This window comes from Pelagicoccus mobilis, assembly GCF_016595505.1.
GTDB classification, from domain to species: domain Bacteria; phylum Verrucomicrobiota; class Verrucomicrobiia; order Opitutales; family Opitutaceae; genus Pelagicoccus; species Pelagicoccus mobilis.
Genome location: NZ_JAENIL010000021.1, coordinates 12,697 through 29,553, shown reverse-complemented (window position 1 = coordinate 29,553; position 16,857 = coordinate 12,697). Strand labels below are relative to the sequence as shown.

Below are 16,857 nucleotides of genomic sequence, written 5' to 3'. Positions count from 1 at the left end.
GAAATCTTAACTTAGAACTGCTATCTTACTATGGTTACCCCCGTTCAATCCGCCGTAGGTTCAAGTGGTCAGAGAAAGCCCAGAACTACAATTTCAGATATTGCGAAGGAGGCAGGCGTCTCGAAAGCGACCGTGTCGATGGCGCTAAGAGGAATGCCGGAAATCAGCTCCAAGACCAGGGACCGTGTCAAATCAATCGCTGACGAACTTGGATATCGAGCAGACCCTTCGCTTTCGAAAATCGCTGCACTTCGATGGAAGAACCGTGTCGCTCAAGAGGGGGCTCGTATTGCGTTGATCGAGTACGCTAGGGAGGAGTCGTTGTCGCACGACAATGAGAGCTTGATCGAAGGGGCTAGGCAGAAGGCAAATGCGTTAGGCTATGAATTCGAAACCCACACGGTGCGGACACAGCGGGAATTATCTACGATTAGCCGTATCCTTTATCACAGAGGAGTAGATGGAGTAGCCTTGGTCGCGATGAATGACGAAAAGCTACGGGATGCTTTCAATTGGGATAGCTTCTCCTGTGTGTCTATCCGTGATTCCGAGACCGTTTGCTTGGTTGATAGTGTCGATACTGATGTTAAGACTGAGATGGTTCAGGTGGTTGAGGCGATCCGATCTACTTCACACCGTCGGGTTGGTTTGGTTCTTTCAGGAGACAAGAATAGCATCGCCAATGATTTTGCGCGCAAGGGGATCTTAGAGGGGTTGATGTATTCGAGTTTTGGAGCGAATTGCACCTATTGCGTGCTTTTCAGAGATGAGGCCAGTTCTGAAGAAGTACGGGCTTGGGTTGAGCAAAACGAATTGGAAGTCGTTGTTGGATATGACGATAGCGTATACGATGCTTTAGCTGGCGTTGATGTTGGTTTTTTGAGCCTGAAGACCGATGGTCGCGATGGCCAGATCGCAGGAGTGAGGGACGAAAGTGTCCGTGTTGGCGTTACCGGAATTGATCACTTAGATCGGCTTATTCGTTTCGGGACGAGGGGACGCCTTGCTGAAACGACTTGCTATCATGTCGCAGGTAATTGGATACCTGGACGTTCGTTTGCTCCCGGACTCGAGCAGCCCGCTTTGGAGAGCGCTTAGTAATCTTTTTTTTCTAGTATGGGTTATAGGTTGGCCAGCGGCTTGAACGAAACATCCGCAAATGGGGGCGGATAAAGCCGCTGGGCAGCTAATCCGTATCGGGCATAAGACTACGAATGAATTTTCTAGTTCTGTCTAATTGACTCCCAGACGGTGCGTAGCGATTCCTTTTCCGCCTGAGTTAGGTTTGGAGTTTCGGACTCGAATGCTTCTAGGACCGAAATCGCTTCTGAGTTGCGATGTTGAATCGACAAACTGCGAGCTAGGAGAATTGTTAGCTCAAGGTCTTTCGGAGTTGCTGCCAATAGCGTTCTAGCATGGGATTCTGCCTTTGGCGCTTGTCCAGTATTTAGGTAGAGCAGGGCCAGATTGAACCGTGCGTCCGTGAAGTCGTTGTCGGTCTCGACGCTTGATTCGAGGCGAGCGATGGCTCGTTCGATATTGCCCTTGTTTGCCAGATCAACAGCAAGCCTGAGGTAGGCGATTGCAAGGGCTCGTTGCAAATCCGTGTTTTGCGGTGCGAGTCGATAGGCTGGTTCTAGATAGTCGATTGCTTTCGAGAAGTTTCCAGCTTTTGCGTATAGGTTTCCGAGGGATATTCTGACCTCGGTATCATCGCCCTTGATACGGATATACTTATCAAGCCAATCGAGGCCCTCTGGTTGACGTTGCTCCACCAGTAGATTTCCCAGGTTTTTGATCGCTTTGCGATTCTGCGGATCGATGTCGATCGCTTTTCTATAAGCTGTAATTGCGGCTTCTTTGTTTCCACTCTCTTGCAGCAGGAATCCGAGTTGTAGTTGAAGCAGCTCGGAATTCGGAGTTTGGCTGATGGAACGCTTTACAGTCTCTAGCGCCTGTTCGGTTTTGCCTTGAAAGTGGAGCGTCTCCGCAAGCAACTGGCTCGCTTCAACATTGTGGGGATTTTTCTGTTGAGCGATTTGCAGATGGGCAATCGCTTTTGTGTTCGAGTTGTTTCGAGCATGCATCCTGCCCAATTGATAGTAGGCTTCGTCTGAATCTGGGGACAAAGCTACGGCTCGCCTCAGGGTTTTGATCGCGTTGTCGAAACTCCCTGACCGTTCCGCTTGATCGGCGATCACAGTTAGGCGGTAGATGTCGTAGCAGTATTCGTTCAGTTCTGCGAGCCAAGGATTGTTGTCGGTTAGAATGTTATCTAGTCCCTTCATCTTCTGCTTTACCGCGTTGCGTTTTTCAGTGTCACCACTTCTGGAATACAAGTGATAGAGAAGAGAGAAGGGCGTCGAAGCGCTCGGATGTTCTTGTGATAGTTCGATTAGTATATTCTCAGCTCTGGCGGTTTCGCCTAGATTTGTTAGGCAGCGAGCCATACCAATTATGGCGAGCGGATTTTCGGGCTGTTTTTGGCTGATTTCCTCGTAGAGAGTCAGCGCTTTACTTGAGTGTCCCAAGCTGTAGCGCGCGTCTGCGAGCTTAAGCGTGACGAATGTGTGGTTTGGGGCGAGTTGCGAAGCCTTTTGTAGTGAGGGCAATGCATTGGCGCTATCCCCGAGCAAAAGGAACACGCTTCCTTTGTAGTAGTGCCATTTCGCATGGTCCGATCTTAAAGCGATCGAACGTTCGTAAGCTATGATCGCGCTTTCGAGAAAACCGTTGGAGTGGTAGTGCATTCCCAGCTTTCCGTACAATTCGGGATCTGATGCGTCCTCCGCGAGGGAGTGATAGATTTCATCGAGTTTAAGAGAGAAGGCGTTTGGCAGATGGCTTACTGCTGGCCTTGGAATGTCCAAGGGATGTTCCTCTTTAGATTGGAGGGATGGTATCCAAGCGGCGGTTACGATGATTATCAAGTTGGTGACGTATCGGAAATTGCCCATTTGCGTAGCGATTAAGACTTGTAAACCATTGCAGGGTCAAGTTTTCGCACTTCGCTTGGTCTGGTTCTGGACAAAAGCTCGGAAATTCCTTTGTTTTTCCAAATATGGTTTCACTACGGAATCCCGTTGTTTTTTTGTGGTTGGCGTTAGGCGTTTGTGCCGAGTCTTTGTATTGTTCAGCTAGCTACGAATGGCATCGAGAGGACATGGGCTTCCCGTGGAGCGGTAGGCCTTGGTTAGTCGATGTCGCGGTTGCTGATTTAGACCAGGACGGGCTCTTGGACGTGATCTGTTGCGATGCCCAGGAGAACCGTATCACTTGGGCTCGGGGGGTGGAAGAAGGAGGCTTCGAGGAGCGTGTGTTGATGTCGGAGGTGCCGGGGCCAGCGCATGTCGAGATCGTAGATCTCGATGGAGATGCTGATTTGGATTTGCTGGTGGCCTCGATGGGAGTGATTTTCCCGAGCAACGCCCACGTGGGAAGTGTTCTGGTTTTGGAGAACCGGGGTGACGAGACTTTCGAACGTAGAGTGGTTCTAGAGCAGACCGAGCGAGTGACTGACGTGCAAGCGGCGGATTTCGATGGAGATGGAGACTTGGACTTAATTTCCGGCCAGTTTGGATACACCGATGGAGCGATTCGCTATTTGGAAAACGTGGGAGATTGGCAGTTTACTCCTTCTGTGTTGTCAGGGCTTTCCGGAACGATTCACACTCCTATCTTTGACTTCGACGGGGATGGCGACTTGGATTTCGCGGCGCTCGTTTCGCAGGAGTGGGAGGAGATCCATTTGTTTGAGAACGACGGATTGGGACGCTTTTCTGACCGGGTAATCTGGAGTTCGAGTAATCAGGATTTTGGTTGTAGTGGCATGCGAGCCTGCGATCTGGATCAGGATGGGGACGAGGATTTGCTGTTTTCGAATGGGGATGCGTTCGACTACGCTCGCCCAGGTTCACGCCCTTGGCATGGCTTGCAATGGCTGGAGAATCGAGGGAATGGAGGTTTTGTGTTTCATCGAATAGGGAAGTTGCACGGCGCTTATAACCCGATCGAAGTAGATGTGGACTCGGATGGCGATCTTGATGTCGTTGCAGTGAGTTCTTTCAACGATTGGGAGTTTCCAGACGCCGTCTCTATGGTTTGTTATGTTAACGATGGAGCGATGTCTTTTGATTTGCGGGTTTTAGCCTACGAGCCGACCCATCTTGTCGCCTTGGATTCTGGAGACTTTGATGGCGACGGTATTGATGAGCTGGTGACAGGAGGATTTCATGCCTATCCTCCTTTTGACCGTATGAGTCGCTTGAGTGTTTGGAAACGAGGGCAGAAGGACGATTGAACCTGTTCGGAATTTGGAAACTTGATTTTTGGTTTATGAGTCGGAGGCTAGGACGTTGATGATAAGAGTCAGTACCCTATGGCTTGTTTCGATAGCATGCTATTTGATGCAAGTGTTTACTACGCAAGCTCAAAACGGTCCCAGCTTGTGGGCAGGCGTTGACGCGATGAGATCTTTGGAGGCGAAGGGGCGCAGTGAGCAAGCCAAGCAATTGGCTGTGAAGGTTCAGGAGGTGGCGAATGCTCAGCTGGATGAGTCCGGGGATTCGGAAGAGGTGCATGTCGCTTTAGGAGTTGCCGCCCAGGTTCTTCATCGTGACTACCTTGCAATCCATCATTTGAAGAAGGCCTTGGAGTTTGGACCTGACAATCTGGATACTAGGATCAGTCTCGCTTCCGTTCTTTCGGGTAAAGGAAAGCATGGAGAGGCTTGCGATCTCTTGCTCGAGAAGAGGGAGATGTTCGAGGGAGATCCACGCTTTGACTATGCGCTGGCGCGATCATGGATAAACTCGGGTGAGAGTGAAAAGGGGGTGTCGTCCTTGGAGGCTCAACTGAAGCGAGACCCAAGCAATCGGCGTGTTTTTGATGATCTGCTTGATTTATACTTACGAGGAGGCGCTCTTGAACAGGCTTCAGTTCTTCTCGATCAACTCGTATTGTCTGGTGAAATTAGCGAAGCTGAAAAACTGATTCATCTCATTGATTCGAGCTTGGAGGCGGGCGAATTGCAGAAGGCCAGAGGGTATATCAGGAACGCGAGAAAGCAGAAATTTGAACAAGCGCCCATCGACCAAAGAGAGGTGAGGGTTTATGATGCGTTGGCGAAGGAGGCTTGGGCGCAGGAGCAGCAATCGAGAGCGTTGTTGTACTGGAAAAGAGCACTCGCCATTGATCCGAAAAGCCACTATCTGCAACGTCGTGTGGGCTCGGCGCATGTCGCTAAAGGCGAATACGAAGAAGGGTTGAAGCATTTGAAGGGACTGCTTGAGACGAAGCCTGCGGATCCGGAATATTACATCGACCTAGCTTATTCATTTCATGCCACAGGCGAGCGAGAGCTTGCGTACAAAATTTTACTCGAAACGCAGAATGTGACCGAAAAGTCTGGAAACATGGCTGCAAGCCAGCGAATCAGAGAGGTTTTGGCGAAGCTTTATGAGAAGGACAAAAGGGAAGAGGTCGCCTCTGAGTAGTCGGAACGTTTAAAGTAGTGACCAATCAAATACAGATGTAATGACATCCTTTGTCGGGCTCATCAGCGCGTCGTAAACGGCTTGTGCATCGTTTGGCGAGTGTGGTTTGCCGAGGATATCGCTAACGGATATTGAACCGTCTGCAAGGCAGGCAAGCGATTCGTGCAATTCGGAGATCGAGTGATCCCTAGGAATTGTGATCGATAAGTCCCGTTCGAACGCCAAATCATAGTTTATAGCAATTGAAGGAGGGGAACCTTGAACTATCAGATGTGAGCCTTGCTCTTGTCCTCCCCAAGCGGGGACTCTAGCGAGCTTTGCTGCCTGCTCTTGAACCGCGAGAGATCCGGTCGAGTCGATCACGCAGTCAACACCTTCAGGGAACACTTCTGCGAATACATCGCTTAAGGCTTTTCCTGCGGCACAGAGAGACGTCACGCCTGCTTCGGTTGAGAGTTTAACTCTATAATCCGATAGATCCGCAGCTACGACCGTTGCTTCGGATCGAGCATGTAAGCGTGCAGAGATTTGTCCGATCGGTCCCAATCCGATGACCGCTATGGTTTGCCCCGCTTTGGGTGTGTGCGAGTTGTATCCATGCATAGCGATCGCAATGAGTTTCGCAGTCGACGCCTGTTGAAGATCGACGTTTTCGGGTACGCGAAAGACGGCATCGTCGCTCAGGACGGCAAACTCTGAATGGCCTCCCCAAAGTCGGTGCACATTGCTCTTTTGCGTTCCGCTCAGATAGACTCTGTCACCTTGTTTCCAAATTGAGTTTGGGCCTGGGATTTCGATGATTCCGGACGCGGAGTATCCCATCAGTACCGGAAATCCCGGGTGACCGTTTTGGGAGCCGCTAAGCACGCGCATTTCGGTTCCAGGGCTAATGGTGCTAAAGCAAGTCCGTACCAAAACTTCCTTATCTTTCGGAGCCGGAATTTCAATTTCTCTTATTTCGACTTTGTTTGGTCCGACAGCAAGTATAGCTCGTGATTTCATCGCTTTTGAAACTTTGTTTCAATGAATGTTTCAGGATTCAGAAACAGGTTTTATGACAGATTGCAGCAGGTATTTAGTTCACCCTGTTGAACTGCTGTCGTCCGTATCGAATTTGCTAGGACAGTCTTAAATTGGTAGGGAGGATACGAGGCTCTCGAGGTAGCTCGTTTGTTAAAATGGAGGGCTTTTTCGCTTATTGCTGCTAATGCAAGTGTCTCCGCTGTACTTTGCGCAACAGGTTGAACGTGTTCAGTTGTTCAGCAAGGGCTGCGCAACAGGTTTCATTTTTGGTGGAGTTGTTGTTCACGCGTGGTTTTCAGATCTTTTTGATGACCCCGCGATGCTCCTTTGAGTTCGGAAACTGCCTATTCCGATCGAAGGTGCGCTCCTTTTGAAACTACATGTGCCCATTTCCAACTGATGTGTACGGCTGCCTAGCCAAAAGCCGTGAACACAAAAACAAATAGAACGACTCGTTGAAGAAGCTAGATCGATTTCGCCGCTTTAAGTGGTGGGACGGCAGATAGATTTTTTCTACTACCGACGCGCATCTGCGAGGATGACGCGTAATCGTACAAACAAACAGAACACAAATGAATAAGCCCCTGAAAAACACCGGCGGACGCAATGGTCTGCCGCTGAGCCTTGCGTGTACAGTTTCGCTGGCTCTGCCTTTTGCGTTGTATGCGCAGGAGGACGACGGAGAGGATGATCAGATCTTCGAACTTTCTCCGTTCGAAGTGACAGCCGACCAGGACGAAGGTTACCGTGCCACTTCATCCCTAGCTGGTACTCGCCTCCGTACGAACCTATCCGATATCGGATCCTCGGTTTCGGTATTCACCGAAGCCCTGATGGAGGATATCGATGCGGTGGACAACGAAACGCTCCTCGCGTTTGGCGTTAACACCGAAGTCGGCGGCGCTCGCGGTAATTTTATCAATCCAGATAGCCAAGGTCTTGAGACCTCAGCTATCTCGGAGCCGAACAATAATACGCGTATCCGCGGACTCACTGCGGCCGACAATACCCGCAACTATTTCCGTTCGGATATACCATGGGATGGGTATACGATTAATCGTGTGGATATCCAGCGTGGGGCAAATTCGATCCTGTTCGGATTGGGAAGTCCTGCTGGTATCATCAACGCGACTACAGTTGAAGCCGCATTTGACGATTCCGGGTCTGTAAAAGCCCGTGTTGACGGGTACGGTGGTATTCGTGGCGAATTCTCGATTAACAAGGTGCTAATCGAGGAGCAGCTTTCTTTTCGCGCGTCCGTTTTGGCTGACAGGCAAAAGTTTCAGCAAGAGGAAGCTTACGAAGACGATAATCGAATCTATGCGACTTTCACTTACCGCCCTGAGCGATTCAACAACGATGGGACTACGGCGAAGCTGAAGTTCAACATTGAAGATGGTAAGGTGACCAGTAGCCGTCCTCGTTCTGTCGTGCCGATTGATGGGGTGTCTCCTTACTACCTAGGGCCAAACGAAACCGGTTTTCTTGGAGAGTGGTCGACCTTTGAAGGGATTGCGAAATCGTATACTGCGGGGCCTCTCGCGGGTGGTATCAACGGTCAGCCAATCGACCAGATTACCTACAATGAAGCTCGCACTCTATTGAATAGCTCCGGCACGCCATTGAGCATTTGGCTCTCTGGTAGCTCTGGAAATAACCCATCCTTCTATTATGATGCTGCTTCGCCAACGTATCCAAATCCGCTCTTTATAGCGGAAGGCGGGGCGAAGGCTCGTGGTTCGTGGACTGTGAATGAAGGGGTCGCTTCTATCGACAACACCGATCAAGGTGAGGTCCGAGCGGTGGCCAACTTCTATACGAAGGAAAAGGCCCGTGTGGCGTCCGACCTTGGCCTTCCTTTCCCAGGTTTCTGGAAGGAAGAGTCTTTTTCGGATACGACTTACTTCGATTTCTACAATCACTTGATTGATGGCGATCTGAAGCGCGAGCAGAAGGACTTCACCGTATTTGAGGTGGATTTCTCAAATACCTTCATGGATAACATGTTTGGTTATAATCTGACGTACTTTAAGCAGGACTACACAAACCATATTGATGCGGCCCTCGGAACTGTATTTGCTCCAGTAGTACGTGTTGACGTAGGAGCTCTCGATCTGACGTCCACTCAGAACAACCGAATGGCTAACCCGCTTGCCGGACGCGCGTTCGTAGAACTGAACACTAGCCACGGCGGTTCTCTCATCAACACCCGTGACCGTGAGTCTGCTCGTGCTCAAGCGTTCATGTCTTACGATTTTGGTGACAGAGGAGATGGTAACTTCCTGTCTCGCCTGCTTGGTAAGCACGATGTCGTTGGGGTCGTTCAGAACTACACACTGGAGGAGAACACGCAAAACTATCGTCCCGTTGGTTGGGGCTACGATTACTTGATCGAGCGTGGCGATTCAGTTCCTGGAGTCATTCCGCCTGCTGGTTCGCGTATGGCAGAGATCGATGCTTACGATGGTCTTGGCATTGAAAACGGTGATGTACGCCTCTATTTCGATGCGGCCGGCAACAACAACCGTGGACTAATGCCTCTGGGGAATCCGACGCTTCCTTCTGGGCAGGTAATGCTCCGAGGTTTCAATGGAACTCCACTCCCAGGATTCGATGCTGATGCCGCTATCGGCGCTTGGCCAGATCCATGGGAAGGACTACCGGGTGAACCGAATGAAGGTGGTTCGCAGAACCGGAATCCAGAAAACTATGTTGGCTGGCAAAACATCGGTCCGTACGAGTTCGTACGTGCGACCGACAGCGTTGACGCTCGTGAGTACCTCACCACTAGCCGCAAGTTCGGCAACGAGGATGTGGACTCCAAGGCCATTGTGTGGACCGGTAAGTTCTGGGATGGAGCGGTCGTAGGTATGTACGGTTGGCGTGAAGATGACGCGTTCGAAGCGTGGCCTGACCATGACTACAAGGATGACGGCCCGGACACTGACCTTTCTGTCAACGAAACGAATAGCCGTTCCGAAAAGGTGCAAAGCCGCAATTGGTCAGCCAAGGCTAATCTGAGCTTCTTGACTGGCACGCGTGACATGCTCCCGTTTGAAGTGCATGTTTTGTACTCAGAGGGTGAGGTTCAGACTCCAGATCCATCTCGCGTGGATGTGTTTGACCGTATCCTCGCGAATGCGACAGGTACCACAGAGGACGCATCAATCATGCTTGTTGACAAGGAGAACAGGTGGTCGTTGCGTGTGACGGACTACAAGACCGTTGTCGAAAACTCCAAGTCGACCTCTAGTCTGCAAAATATCAATTGGCGTCTAGAGCAGGTGCTTTCTCAAGGTGTTCGCGGAGCGACTTACATCGAGAATGACCAGAACAACTACACGGCGGATTGGTTGCCGCTCAGCCAAGCTGCGGAAGCCGCTGGATACGAAACTGAAGGTGCCTACCGTAAGGAAGTCATGGCGCCAGCTTGGCGTAACTTCGAAGAAGCCCTTTGGAACGAATATCCGCTCGCTCGCAACTGGTTCAAATCGAGCTTCGCCCCTGGTGGCACTGCAACTCCATCCGTCCAGTTTCCTGACAACGGAACATTGGTTGAGACACAGATATCTGAGGGTATCGAAATCGAGTTTGCAGCGAACTTGAACAAGAGTTGGAACATTGCGATCAATGGTTCGCAAACCGACGCTATCCGTGATGGCCTACCAGGCGAGGACTTCCAAGGTGTGATCGACTTGGTGACACATGCCCTCAAGGACACTCCTGCGGGTGAAATCCCAATTTGGTGGTTCGGTGGACCTGGTATGGGTCCATGGATTGATCCGTTCTTGGGCGAAGTTGTGAAAGCCCAGGCTCTGAATGGAAAGTCGCAGCCAGAGATTCGTGAATGGCGAGTGAATGCCATGACCAACTACACATTCCGCGAAGGCAAGTTCAAGGGATGGGGCGTTGGTGGCGCATTCCGTTACGAAAGTGGTCAGATCTACGGTTATCGCCCGTACAACGACGAGGAAGGAAACGTTCGTCTGGATATCGACACCTACTGGCGTGATGAAGGGCGCGAGACCTTCGACCTGTGGGCGAGCTACCGCCGAAAGATTTTCAATGATAGCATGGATTGGAAAATCCAGCTGAACGTTCGGAACGCGTTTGGGGACAACGAGCTTGTTCCATTGCATCGCAACCCGGACGGATCGATCGGATTGCGAGGCATCCGAGAGGGTGCGAGTTGGTCGCTTACAAACTCGCTCAGCTTCTAATTCGAATTGGTTTTACGGTTAAGCTTACGATCCCCTGCAGTGATGCGGGGGATTTTTTTCGTATCCAAACCATTGATTCAGCGAGAAATAGGGTAGAGGGCATCCTCAATGCAAATGGCCGTTGGGACAACGGCCGCTACCTTCTCGAAAGTAAAAACATTAAGCCGTTTTTCGGATGGTATTAGAGACAAAAAACGGCCCGAGTGTGTACTCGAGCCTAGGCCTGGTCAGCGAAGAAATGATCGGGTCAATATCTCGCGAATTTGGAACTCTTAGACCACAGGTCCTTTCCGTAGTCCCAACCTGAACGAACGGAATCAGGGCGGATGTATCGGTTTAGTTCTGGACGATTGGTGATACCCTTCTTGGGATCCCACTCGATTCTTCCTCCGAAGCGAGCTGCGAGGACGCCGATCAACATCATTTCAGTGTAAGGAGCGGCGTAGTCGAAATTTGCGCCTGGCTCTGGTCCATCTCCTTTGATTGCTCGGATCCATTCCTCGAAGGGACCTCCTTCCACACGTGCGTATTTTTCAGATGGATACCCTGCTTTTTTGAAGGCAATCATTTCCTCCTTGTTGGATAGGCGTGGATTGTTTGAGCGTTGATCTGTGAAGCCTGTCGCTTTGTCTCCGTAGAAGAAGGTTCCAGCCCATGGCAGGTTGTCGCCCCAAGTCCAATCGCTTGGTAGATCCGGGGCGAATTTATCGTAACCGTTGTGCCAGTAGAATTTGCAAGGAGCCTTGCTGCCACGTTGTTTGAACTCCCAACGGACCCGGTTTCCGTCAGGAACCATCCAATGATTTCCTCCCGCCTTATCTTCGAGTTCAACGACGACCGGTTCGTAGAGGTCGAGCACCCATACGGGTGCATCTGAAATGTGGGGCATCCAGTCGCCAAAGAGTCCGTTTCCGAATGCGTTAAAGCCCCGCCAGCTTATTGGGTGGTAGAGCTCGCTGAAATGTGTATCGGCATCATTGGGACCGAGCCAAAGGTCCCAATTGAGAGAGCTGGGAATGGTGCTTTTCTTCGGAGGGTAGGTGTCAGGCTTGTGCCAGTACCAACGCTCTTCTGACAAGGGTTTCCATTCGGGGCCCTGTATGTAGGAGTGGGCTTCTCGGATTTGACCAAAGACGTCTGCCTCGTACCACTCTCTCATTTGGCGGATGCCGTTATAGGTATGGCCTTGTACCGCCATATTGGTGACAACCTTGTACTTCTTCTTTGCTTTTTGGAGAGTCCGGGCCTGCCAAATATTGTGAGTGAGAGGCTTTTGAGTACAGACATGCTTGCCCATTTCCATGGCATGCATGGTTGCTGCGAAATGCGTATGATCAGGAGTATTGATGCAGACTGCGTCTATTTCCTTACCCATTTTGTCTAGCATCAATCGGAAATCGGCGAAGGTCTTTGCGTTGAGCACTTCGGGATGCTCTTCGCGCTTCTGGTGAAACATGTTCGAGTCAACGTCTGCCAACGCTACGATATTCTCGCCTTTGCATCCATTGTAGGCCATCCCGGCGATGTTCCCGGCACCGATCATCGCGATGTTTAGCTTGCTATTGGCAGATGGACCGGCTTTGCCTATCGCAAATCGTGCCGGAGTAAAGGCTGCGGCCGATAACGCTGCGGTTTTAACGAAGTTTCTTCGATTCAATTTTCGTGTATTCAAAATAGGGGGAGGCTAAATTAGTTTGCTCTAGTGGCTTGAAGCCTAAGAAAGGCTTCAAGCTGTTTCCTCATTGGTAATGATTAGAAGTGGGTAACTTCTCCCAAGCACTCTGAACTCGACGTTGAGAGCGTATGTTTTGGGCTTTGGGAAGCTTCCCGGACATGGCTCAGGACTAGTCTCCTTCTTTCTCGATTCGAAGGAAACGAGATTGGTTTGCTTCAGTTGCTAAGGTGGTCGAGTGAGTCAATCCCACCTGATCGAAGCTGGAGCCTTGTTGGTTCCAGGTCTTCAGGTCGGTACTCGCGATGAATCGATGCTTTCCGCTTTCACCTTGTGCGAAGCGTACGGCAAGGGCATGTGCGTTTAGGGATTCGATGCTTAAAGTGCCCGAGCCAGGAATAGCGGGCGAGCTGCTGCTTAAGGCTTCTTCGGCGTTTGAAAGCCCGTCGTTGTCAAAATCGTGCTCAGGAAGTACATCATCGATTGTGCGGAGATTTCCTGATGTATCCGAACGAATGATACTGTTTTCATGGAAGTCCTCAAGTCCGTCGTTATCATCGTCTCTCCCCAGTCCGGACAATTCGACTTGGCCATCACCGGCACTCGCTGCTAGATAGCCCCAGAAGTAGGAGGTTGGGCCCATCGTCTGGTGGATTGTGTATTCGCTCATGGCAGCCATGTCGAATAGGTCGATGTACCACTCGGCCGCAGGCCAGGTTCTTGAGCTTGGTACCATTGAGTCAGCCAGTCTCCATGTGTGAACCCAATCCGTGAAACTATAGTCTCCGGCCGGATCGGAGGGACCGTAAACAGTGATACCGGATGGTACGTCCTTGCCAGTTGCCCGAAAGTCGATGTGGAGCGGAGCGTTGGGGCTTTCTTCACCTATGCCCGTCGTGAAAACTGTGTTATCGGGGTTCGCTCCGTTGGCGAAGTTGCACGCGGCGATTGTTGCTATGTGGTATTTTGCGTCTCCAGTGAGATAATGGGCGCGAGGGAGACTTTTTGAAATCATTTGAGGGACTGAATAGTAACCGACGTAGCCCATGAGGGGAAGGCCGTCTACGTCACTGGCAATGTCGAAGGCATTTCCGTTTATGAAATCGATGGCCTTTTGTCCGCGTTGGGCGAATACGCTCATGGCTGAACTCTTGAGTTCACTGTCAGCTGAGGAGTCGTTTATGAAAGTGTAAGCGAAGACTGCGTCGCGAAAATCGTCTGCTGCGTTGTTGTTCTGTTTAATAGGAGAGAGAGTTTGCACCGCTACCGTGTGATAGTCTTGGTTGCCAGTCGCTCTGAAGAGCTCGACGGCGGCGAGTGGGCGTTGTTCTTGCAGGCTCGTTTCCGCTTTAGATGAGCGGTCGTCAGGAAGAGTGTTGAGAACTGAGCCGCCATGTTCTTCGGCCCAAGCCCACGCTCTCTCTGCGGAGAAGATAAGTGTGTTTCCTTTGTCAGAATCGAATGGTTGCAATAGTCGTCCGGCTTTAGCAGCAGTTGCCGCAAAGCGGTAGCTGGATACAGGGTCAGCTTCGAAGGCTCCTATGAGGAGTGTCTCTTGCCAGCTCGCTTCGCCACTTCTTGGGTGTTCGGTGGACTCGACGCCGCCGCGAACCCCGCCATCTTCCTTTTGAATCCGTTGGTAGAACTCGATATTCCAAAGCGTTTCATCGAGAAGATCGGGAATCTTGTTGTTTGCTTCCGTTTGAGGAAGAGAGAGGGTGAATTCTTGGAAGTACTCCGGGTACATCTCAAAGAGTTCGAGCTGCAAGTAAGTCGCTTCGAGATGTTGGGATCTTCTATCCCAATCGCCCGCATCCATGTATCCGCCCCAGGCTTCCGGTAACTCTTCGGCGGTATCAGCTAGTCGGGATAGGGAATCCTTGATTGCCGATGACTCTCCGTGGAGGATCGTCGTATCTGTTTGAAGAATACGAGAACCCATATCGGGATGGAAGGTTAGTGGGCGCTCGTATGTTGTAAAGGGAGCTCCAAGGGCGATGCCGCTGCGGTGGTGAAGCATTCCGAGCATGGAAATTTCAAACGCGTCCGCCCATGACACTCGTGTCACTGGAAAGGGATAGCTAATTCCCAGTCCTTCGATTTTGATAACGAAACGGCCGGTACCTTTGAATTCCGAGAAATCGAGAGCGTAGACGGAGGTCTGCGTGTGATTGTCGCCGCTATGGAGGGAGGTTTCTCCTTCGGAAGCGTCTAGCACCTTTTCAATCAATCCAGTGTGAACGATCTGCTGAGTGAAGAGGTTGTAGAGATAGAAGTGGGTGCCTTCCCAGACGTCGTAATCGTGTGCTCCACCAGTGCCTTTCCAAAGCGATAAAAAGGCACGTTTGTACGGATCTCCTGGATGGTATCCAACCTGGCTTGTATGGATTGACTCTATCCAGGAGGAAGAGTCGTGCGTGTATTCGACGGTTGTCCGCTGAGTATTGAGGAGAGGGAACTCGACCGTATACGTTTGCCCCGTCTCTAAAGAGTGTGGTAGCTCGAGGTAGATGCGGTGTCGTACTGATTGTCCCGCTCCATTGCGACCTTCTTCGATTGGTTTGCTTTTACGCGCCACCGAGCTTGGGTTTAGAGGTGATGCAAAGTTTGGATCCGATTCGGAGCTGATGGAGTAGGTCGTTGTTGTTTCGATGTCTCCCTTTTCTAGTTCGCCTCCGAGTCGTTCATCGAGCAGAGCAATCAAGTTGTAGTGCTCCAAGTAGTACCCTATTTTCTTTGACTGTCCATTGATCGTCCGACTCAACTCTTGCCCCTTGGCGAAGTTGCCGATGTTGCCGTCTTTGTCATAGGCGAGGACGGTTCTGCTATCTGGTCTTAGCTCATCGCCATCTTGTGGAACGTATTCGATTTGTCCGTTGTTTACGATACGGCCTTCAATGATTTCGATCGTTAGTACATTATGGTCCGCTGGATAAACGCGATTTACAATCGGACCGTCTGCGGGGTCATTCGTAGCCGCCAAAATGGCTATGGGAAGAAAAGGGAAAAAGAGCAGCTTGGGGGGAAACATCGCTATTTATTTGTTTAGAAAATGGATACAGTGGTTGGAAAAAGGCAGGTCTTTGGTTCGTGGGGTTCCAAGTGAGGCCCTCACTTCTTAGTTCTGCAAGACCTAGAATGTAGACCTAGCAGCCGCTGTTGAATCCGTTTGATTACTGAACACGTTCGACGAATTCGTAATTCCTCTTTTTCAACTGAGTTTTATAAGGCTACAGTTGTTTCGGCGGGAGGGTGGAGCCTTCTTGCCAGGTACAAGGGAGGGTCAAACGAGGTGGGATGTCCGTTTGCCCTTTGACGCTGTTTTGGATCATAGTCGACAAGAACTCCATCGCCCATTCCCCTTGGGCCGCGTAGTTATGGTCTACGTACGATATGTGTTTGTGGTCTTCGTGGTTTGTACGGTCGATTGCTACAATCGCGCATTCTTCGGGGACTTTAACTCCTATCGTCTTGAACCAGTGGGAGGCGCAGTGGGTTCCATCAACAACCACATCAGGCTTCCATCGATCGTACCATTCTTTGAATACCGGAATCCAATCTTGCCACGGATTGAAATCCTCTCGCTGTCCGCTTAAGGTTGGAATGCGATTGGCGAACTGGCTTTCTAGGCCATGCCGTTGGAATTCGATAGCTGAACTGATTCTGAAGTCGATCGAGGGGTTTTCGTGTACGAGTTTGATGAAACCGATGCGTCGGTAACCGCGCTCTTTCGCTTTCTGAACAGCAAGCGATACGGCAGACATCCAGTCGCTCGAAACATGAGGTAGATTGTATTCGTCTAGGCCTAGACCGATGGCTATGGCACTAAATCGCTCCCATGGCAGTTCAATTTTAGATATCGGGCCCTCGATACTGAGTAAAAGACCGTCGATTCCGCGATTGTAGAGGATTCGGGACAACTGCTCTGAATTTTTGTAATCCGATGTTGAATACTCGCTTATTTGGTAGCCTAGCAATTTCGCTTTCTCTTTAGCAGCTGGGAAAAGTAGAGCTCGGGGTGATAACCTATAGCGTTCCTCGTTTGGCGTTTCTGCATATTTATCGAGGTACTTTTTACTCTCATAGTGTACGAGAGCGACCTGGCGATAGGTACGTTTTCCTCCGTCGGACCATCGTCTTTGTGATAAGGCGCTAAGTGATGGGTCAGCTTGATAGCCTAACTCTCGAGCCGCTTTTAGAATTCGTTCGCGGGTTGCTTTGGCGACAACGGGGCGGTTTTGCAGAGCTCTGCATACGGTGGCTTTTGCTACGCCGGCGGCACGTGCAACGTCATCCATTGTAGGAAGGGGGGTATTAGGTTGCATGATGATAGACTTGAGGAAATCTACGCCTTAGTCAATTGCTATGAAACAGGTTTCATGGGGAGGTGATTCCAGAGTTGTCGCGCCTTAGAGAAGGTACGCCTGAAACAGGTTTCGGGGCACTA

9 protein-coding genes are annotated in these 16,857 nt (G+C 50.7%); 4 read left to right on the top strand and 5 right to left on the bottom strand.

Annotated features, from left to right (window positions below):
- The first annotated feature begins 30 nt into the window (after positions 1 to 30).
- The gene (locus JIN87_RS12455) at positions 31 to 1,098 is read left to right on the top strand and encodes a LacI family DNA-binding transcriptional regulator (RefSeq protein ID WP_200355895.1); all 1,068 of its coding nucleotides are present in this window, start codon (positions 31 to 33) and stop codon (positions 1,096 to 1,098) included.
- A gap of 125 nt (positions 1,099 to 1,223) precedes the next feature.
- Here the strand turns inward: JIN87_RS12455 and JIN87_RS12450 are convergent, their stop codons facing one another.
- On the bottom strand, positions 1,224 to 2,957 hold the full coding sequence (locus JIN87_RS12450; RefSeq protein WP_200355894.1) for a tetratricopeptide repeat protein: 1,734 nt from the start codon (positions 2,955 to 2,957) through the stop codon (positions 1,224 to 1,226).
- Positions 2,958 to 3,061: 104 nt separating this feature from the next.
- On the opposite strand from JIN87_RS12450, the gene JIN87_RS12445 reads away from it, so the two are divergent.
- Positions 3,062 to 4,300: an FG-GAP repeat domain-containing protein gene (locus JIN87_RS12445; RefSeq protein WP_200355893.1), complete on the top strand. Its 1,239-nt coding sequence runs from the start codon at positions 3,062 to 3,064 to the stop codon at positions 4,298 to 4,300.
- A 106-nt stretch (positions 4,301 to 4,406) separates the two neighbouring features.
- A complete protein-coding gene (locus JIN87_RS12440) occupies positions 4,407 to 5,495 on the top strand; it encodes a tetratricopeptide repeat protein (protein WP_200355892.1) in 1,089 nt (362 codons plus the stop codon).
- Positions 5,496 to 5,504: 9 nt separating this feature from the next.
- Here the strand turns inward: JIN87_RS12440 and JIN87_RS12435 are convergent, their stop codons facing one another.
- The gene (locus tag JIN87_RS12435; RefSeq protein ID WP_378924109.1) at positions 5,505 to 6,497 is read right to left on the bottom strand and encodes an alcohol dehydrogenase catalytic domain-containing protein; all 993 of its coding nucleotides are present in this window, start codon (positions 6,495 to 6,497) and stop codon (positions 5,505 to 5,507) included.
- Between the two features lie 593 nt (positions 6,498 to 7,090).
- On the opposite strand from JIN87_RS12435, the gene JIN87_RS12430 reads away from it, so the two are divergent.
- The gene (locus JIN87_RS12430) at positions 7,091 to 10,738 is read left to right on the top strand and encodes a TonB-dependent receptor plug domain-containing protein (RefSeq protein ID WP_200355890.1); all 3,648 of its coding nucleotides are present in this window, start codon (positions 7,091 to 7,093) and stop codon (positions 10,736 to 10,738) included.
- 247 nt (positions 10,739 to 10,985) lie between these two features.
- Here JIN87_RS12430 and JIN87_RS12425 read toward each other — a convergent pair whose 3' ends face one another.
- The 3 genes from JIN87_RS12425 to JIN87_RS28785 all read right to left on the bottom strand — a co-directional run bounded on the left by JIN87_RS12425 (position 10,986) and on the right by JIN87_RS28785 (position 16,708).
- Positions 10,986 to 12,410 carry a Gfo/Idh/MocA family protein gene (locus tag JIN87_RS12425; protein WP_234033383.1) on the bottom strand — a complete coding sequence of 475 codons (1,425 nt, stop codon included), beginning with the start codon at positions 12,408 to 12,410 and terminating at the stop codon, positions 10,986 to 10,988.
- A 172-nt stretch (positions 12,411 to 12,582) separates the two neighbouring features.
- Entirely contained in the window at positions 12,583 to 15,441 is a 2,859-nt protein-coding gene (locus JIN87_RS12420) for a glycoside hydrolase family 9 protein (RefSeq protein WP_200355889.1), read from the bottom strand.
- Between the two features lie 199 nt (positions 15,442 to 15,640).
- Complete coding sequence (locus JIN87_RS28785) at positions 15,641 to 16,708, bottom strand: LacI family DNA-binding transcriptional regulator (RefSeq protein ID WP_200355888.1); 1,068 nt, start codon at positions 16,706 to 16,708, stop codon at positions 15,641 to 15,643.
- Between the last annotated feature and the right edge of the window lie 149 nt (positions 16,709 to 16,857).

Excerpts from the sequence above, each read along its gene's own strand:
- JIN87_RS12455 (WP_200355895.1), top strand. The coding sequence starts at position 31 with ATGGTTACCCCCGTTCAATCCGCCGTAGGTTCAAGTGGTCAGAGAAAG.
- JIN87_RS12450 (WP_200355894.1), bottom strand. The coding sequence starts at position 2,957 with ATGGGCAATTTCCGATACGTCACCAACTTGATAATCATCGTAACCGCC.
- JIN87_RS12445 (WP_200355893.1), top strand. The coding sequence starts at position 3,062 with ATGGTTTCACTACGGAATCCCGTTGTTTTTTTGTGGTTGGCGTTAGGC.
- JIN87_RS12440 (WP_200355892.1), top strand. The coding sequence starts at position 4,407 with ATGCAAGTGTTTACTACGCAAGCTCAAAACGGTCCCAGCTTGTGGGCA.
- JIN87_RS12435 (WP_378924109.1), bottom strand. The coding sequence starts at position 6,497 with ATGAAATCACGAGCTATACTTGCTGTCGGACCAAACAAAGTCGAAATA.
- JIN87_RS12430 (WP_200355890.1), top strand. The coding sequence starts at position 7,091 with ATGAATAAGCCCCTGAAAAACACCGGCGGACGCAATGGTCTGCCGCTG.
- JIN87_RS12420 (WP_200355889.1), bottom strand. The coding sequence starts at position 15,441 with ATGTTTCCCCCCAAGCTGCTCTTTTTCCCTTTTCTTCCCATAGCCATT.
- JIN87_RS28785 (WP_200355888.1), bottom strand. The coding sequence starts at position 16,708 with ATGGATGACGTTGCACGTGCCGCCGGCGTAGCAAAAGCCACCGTATGC.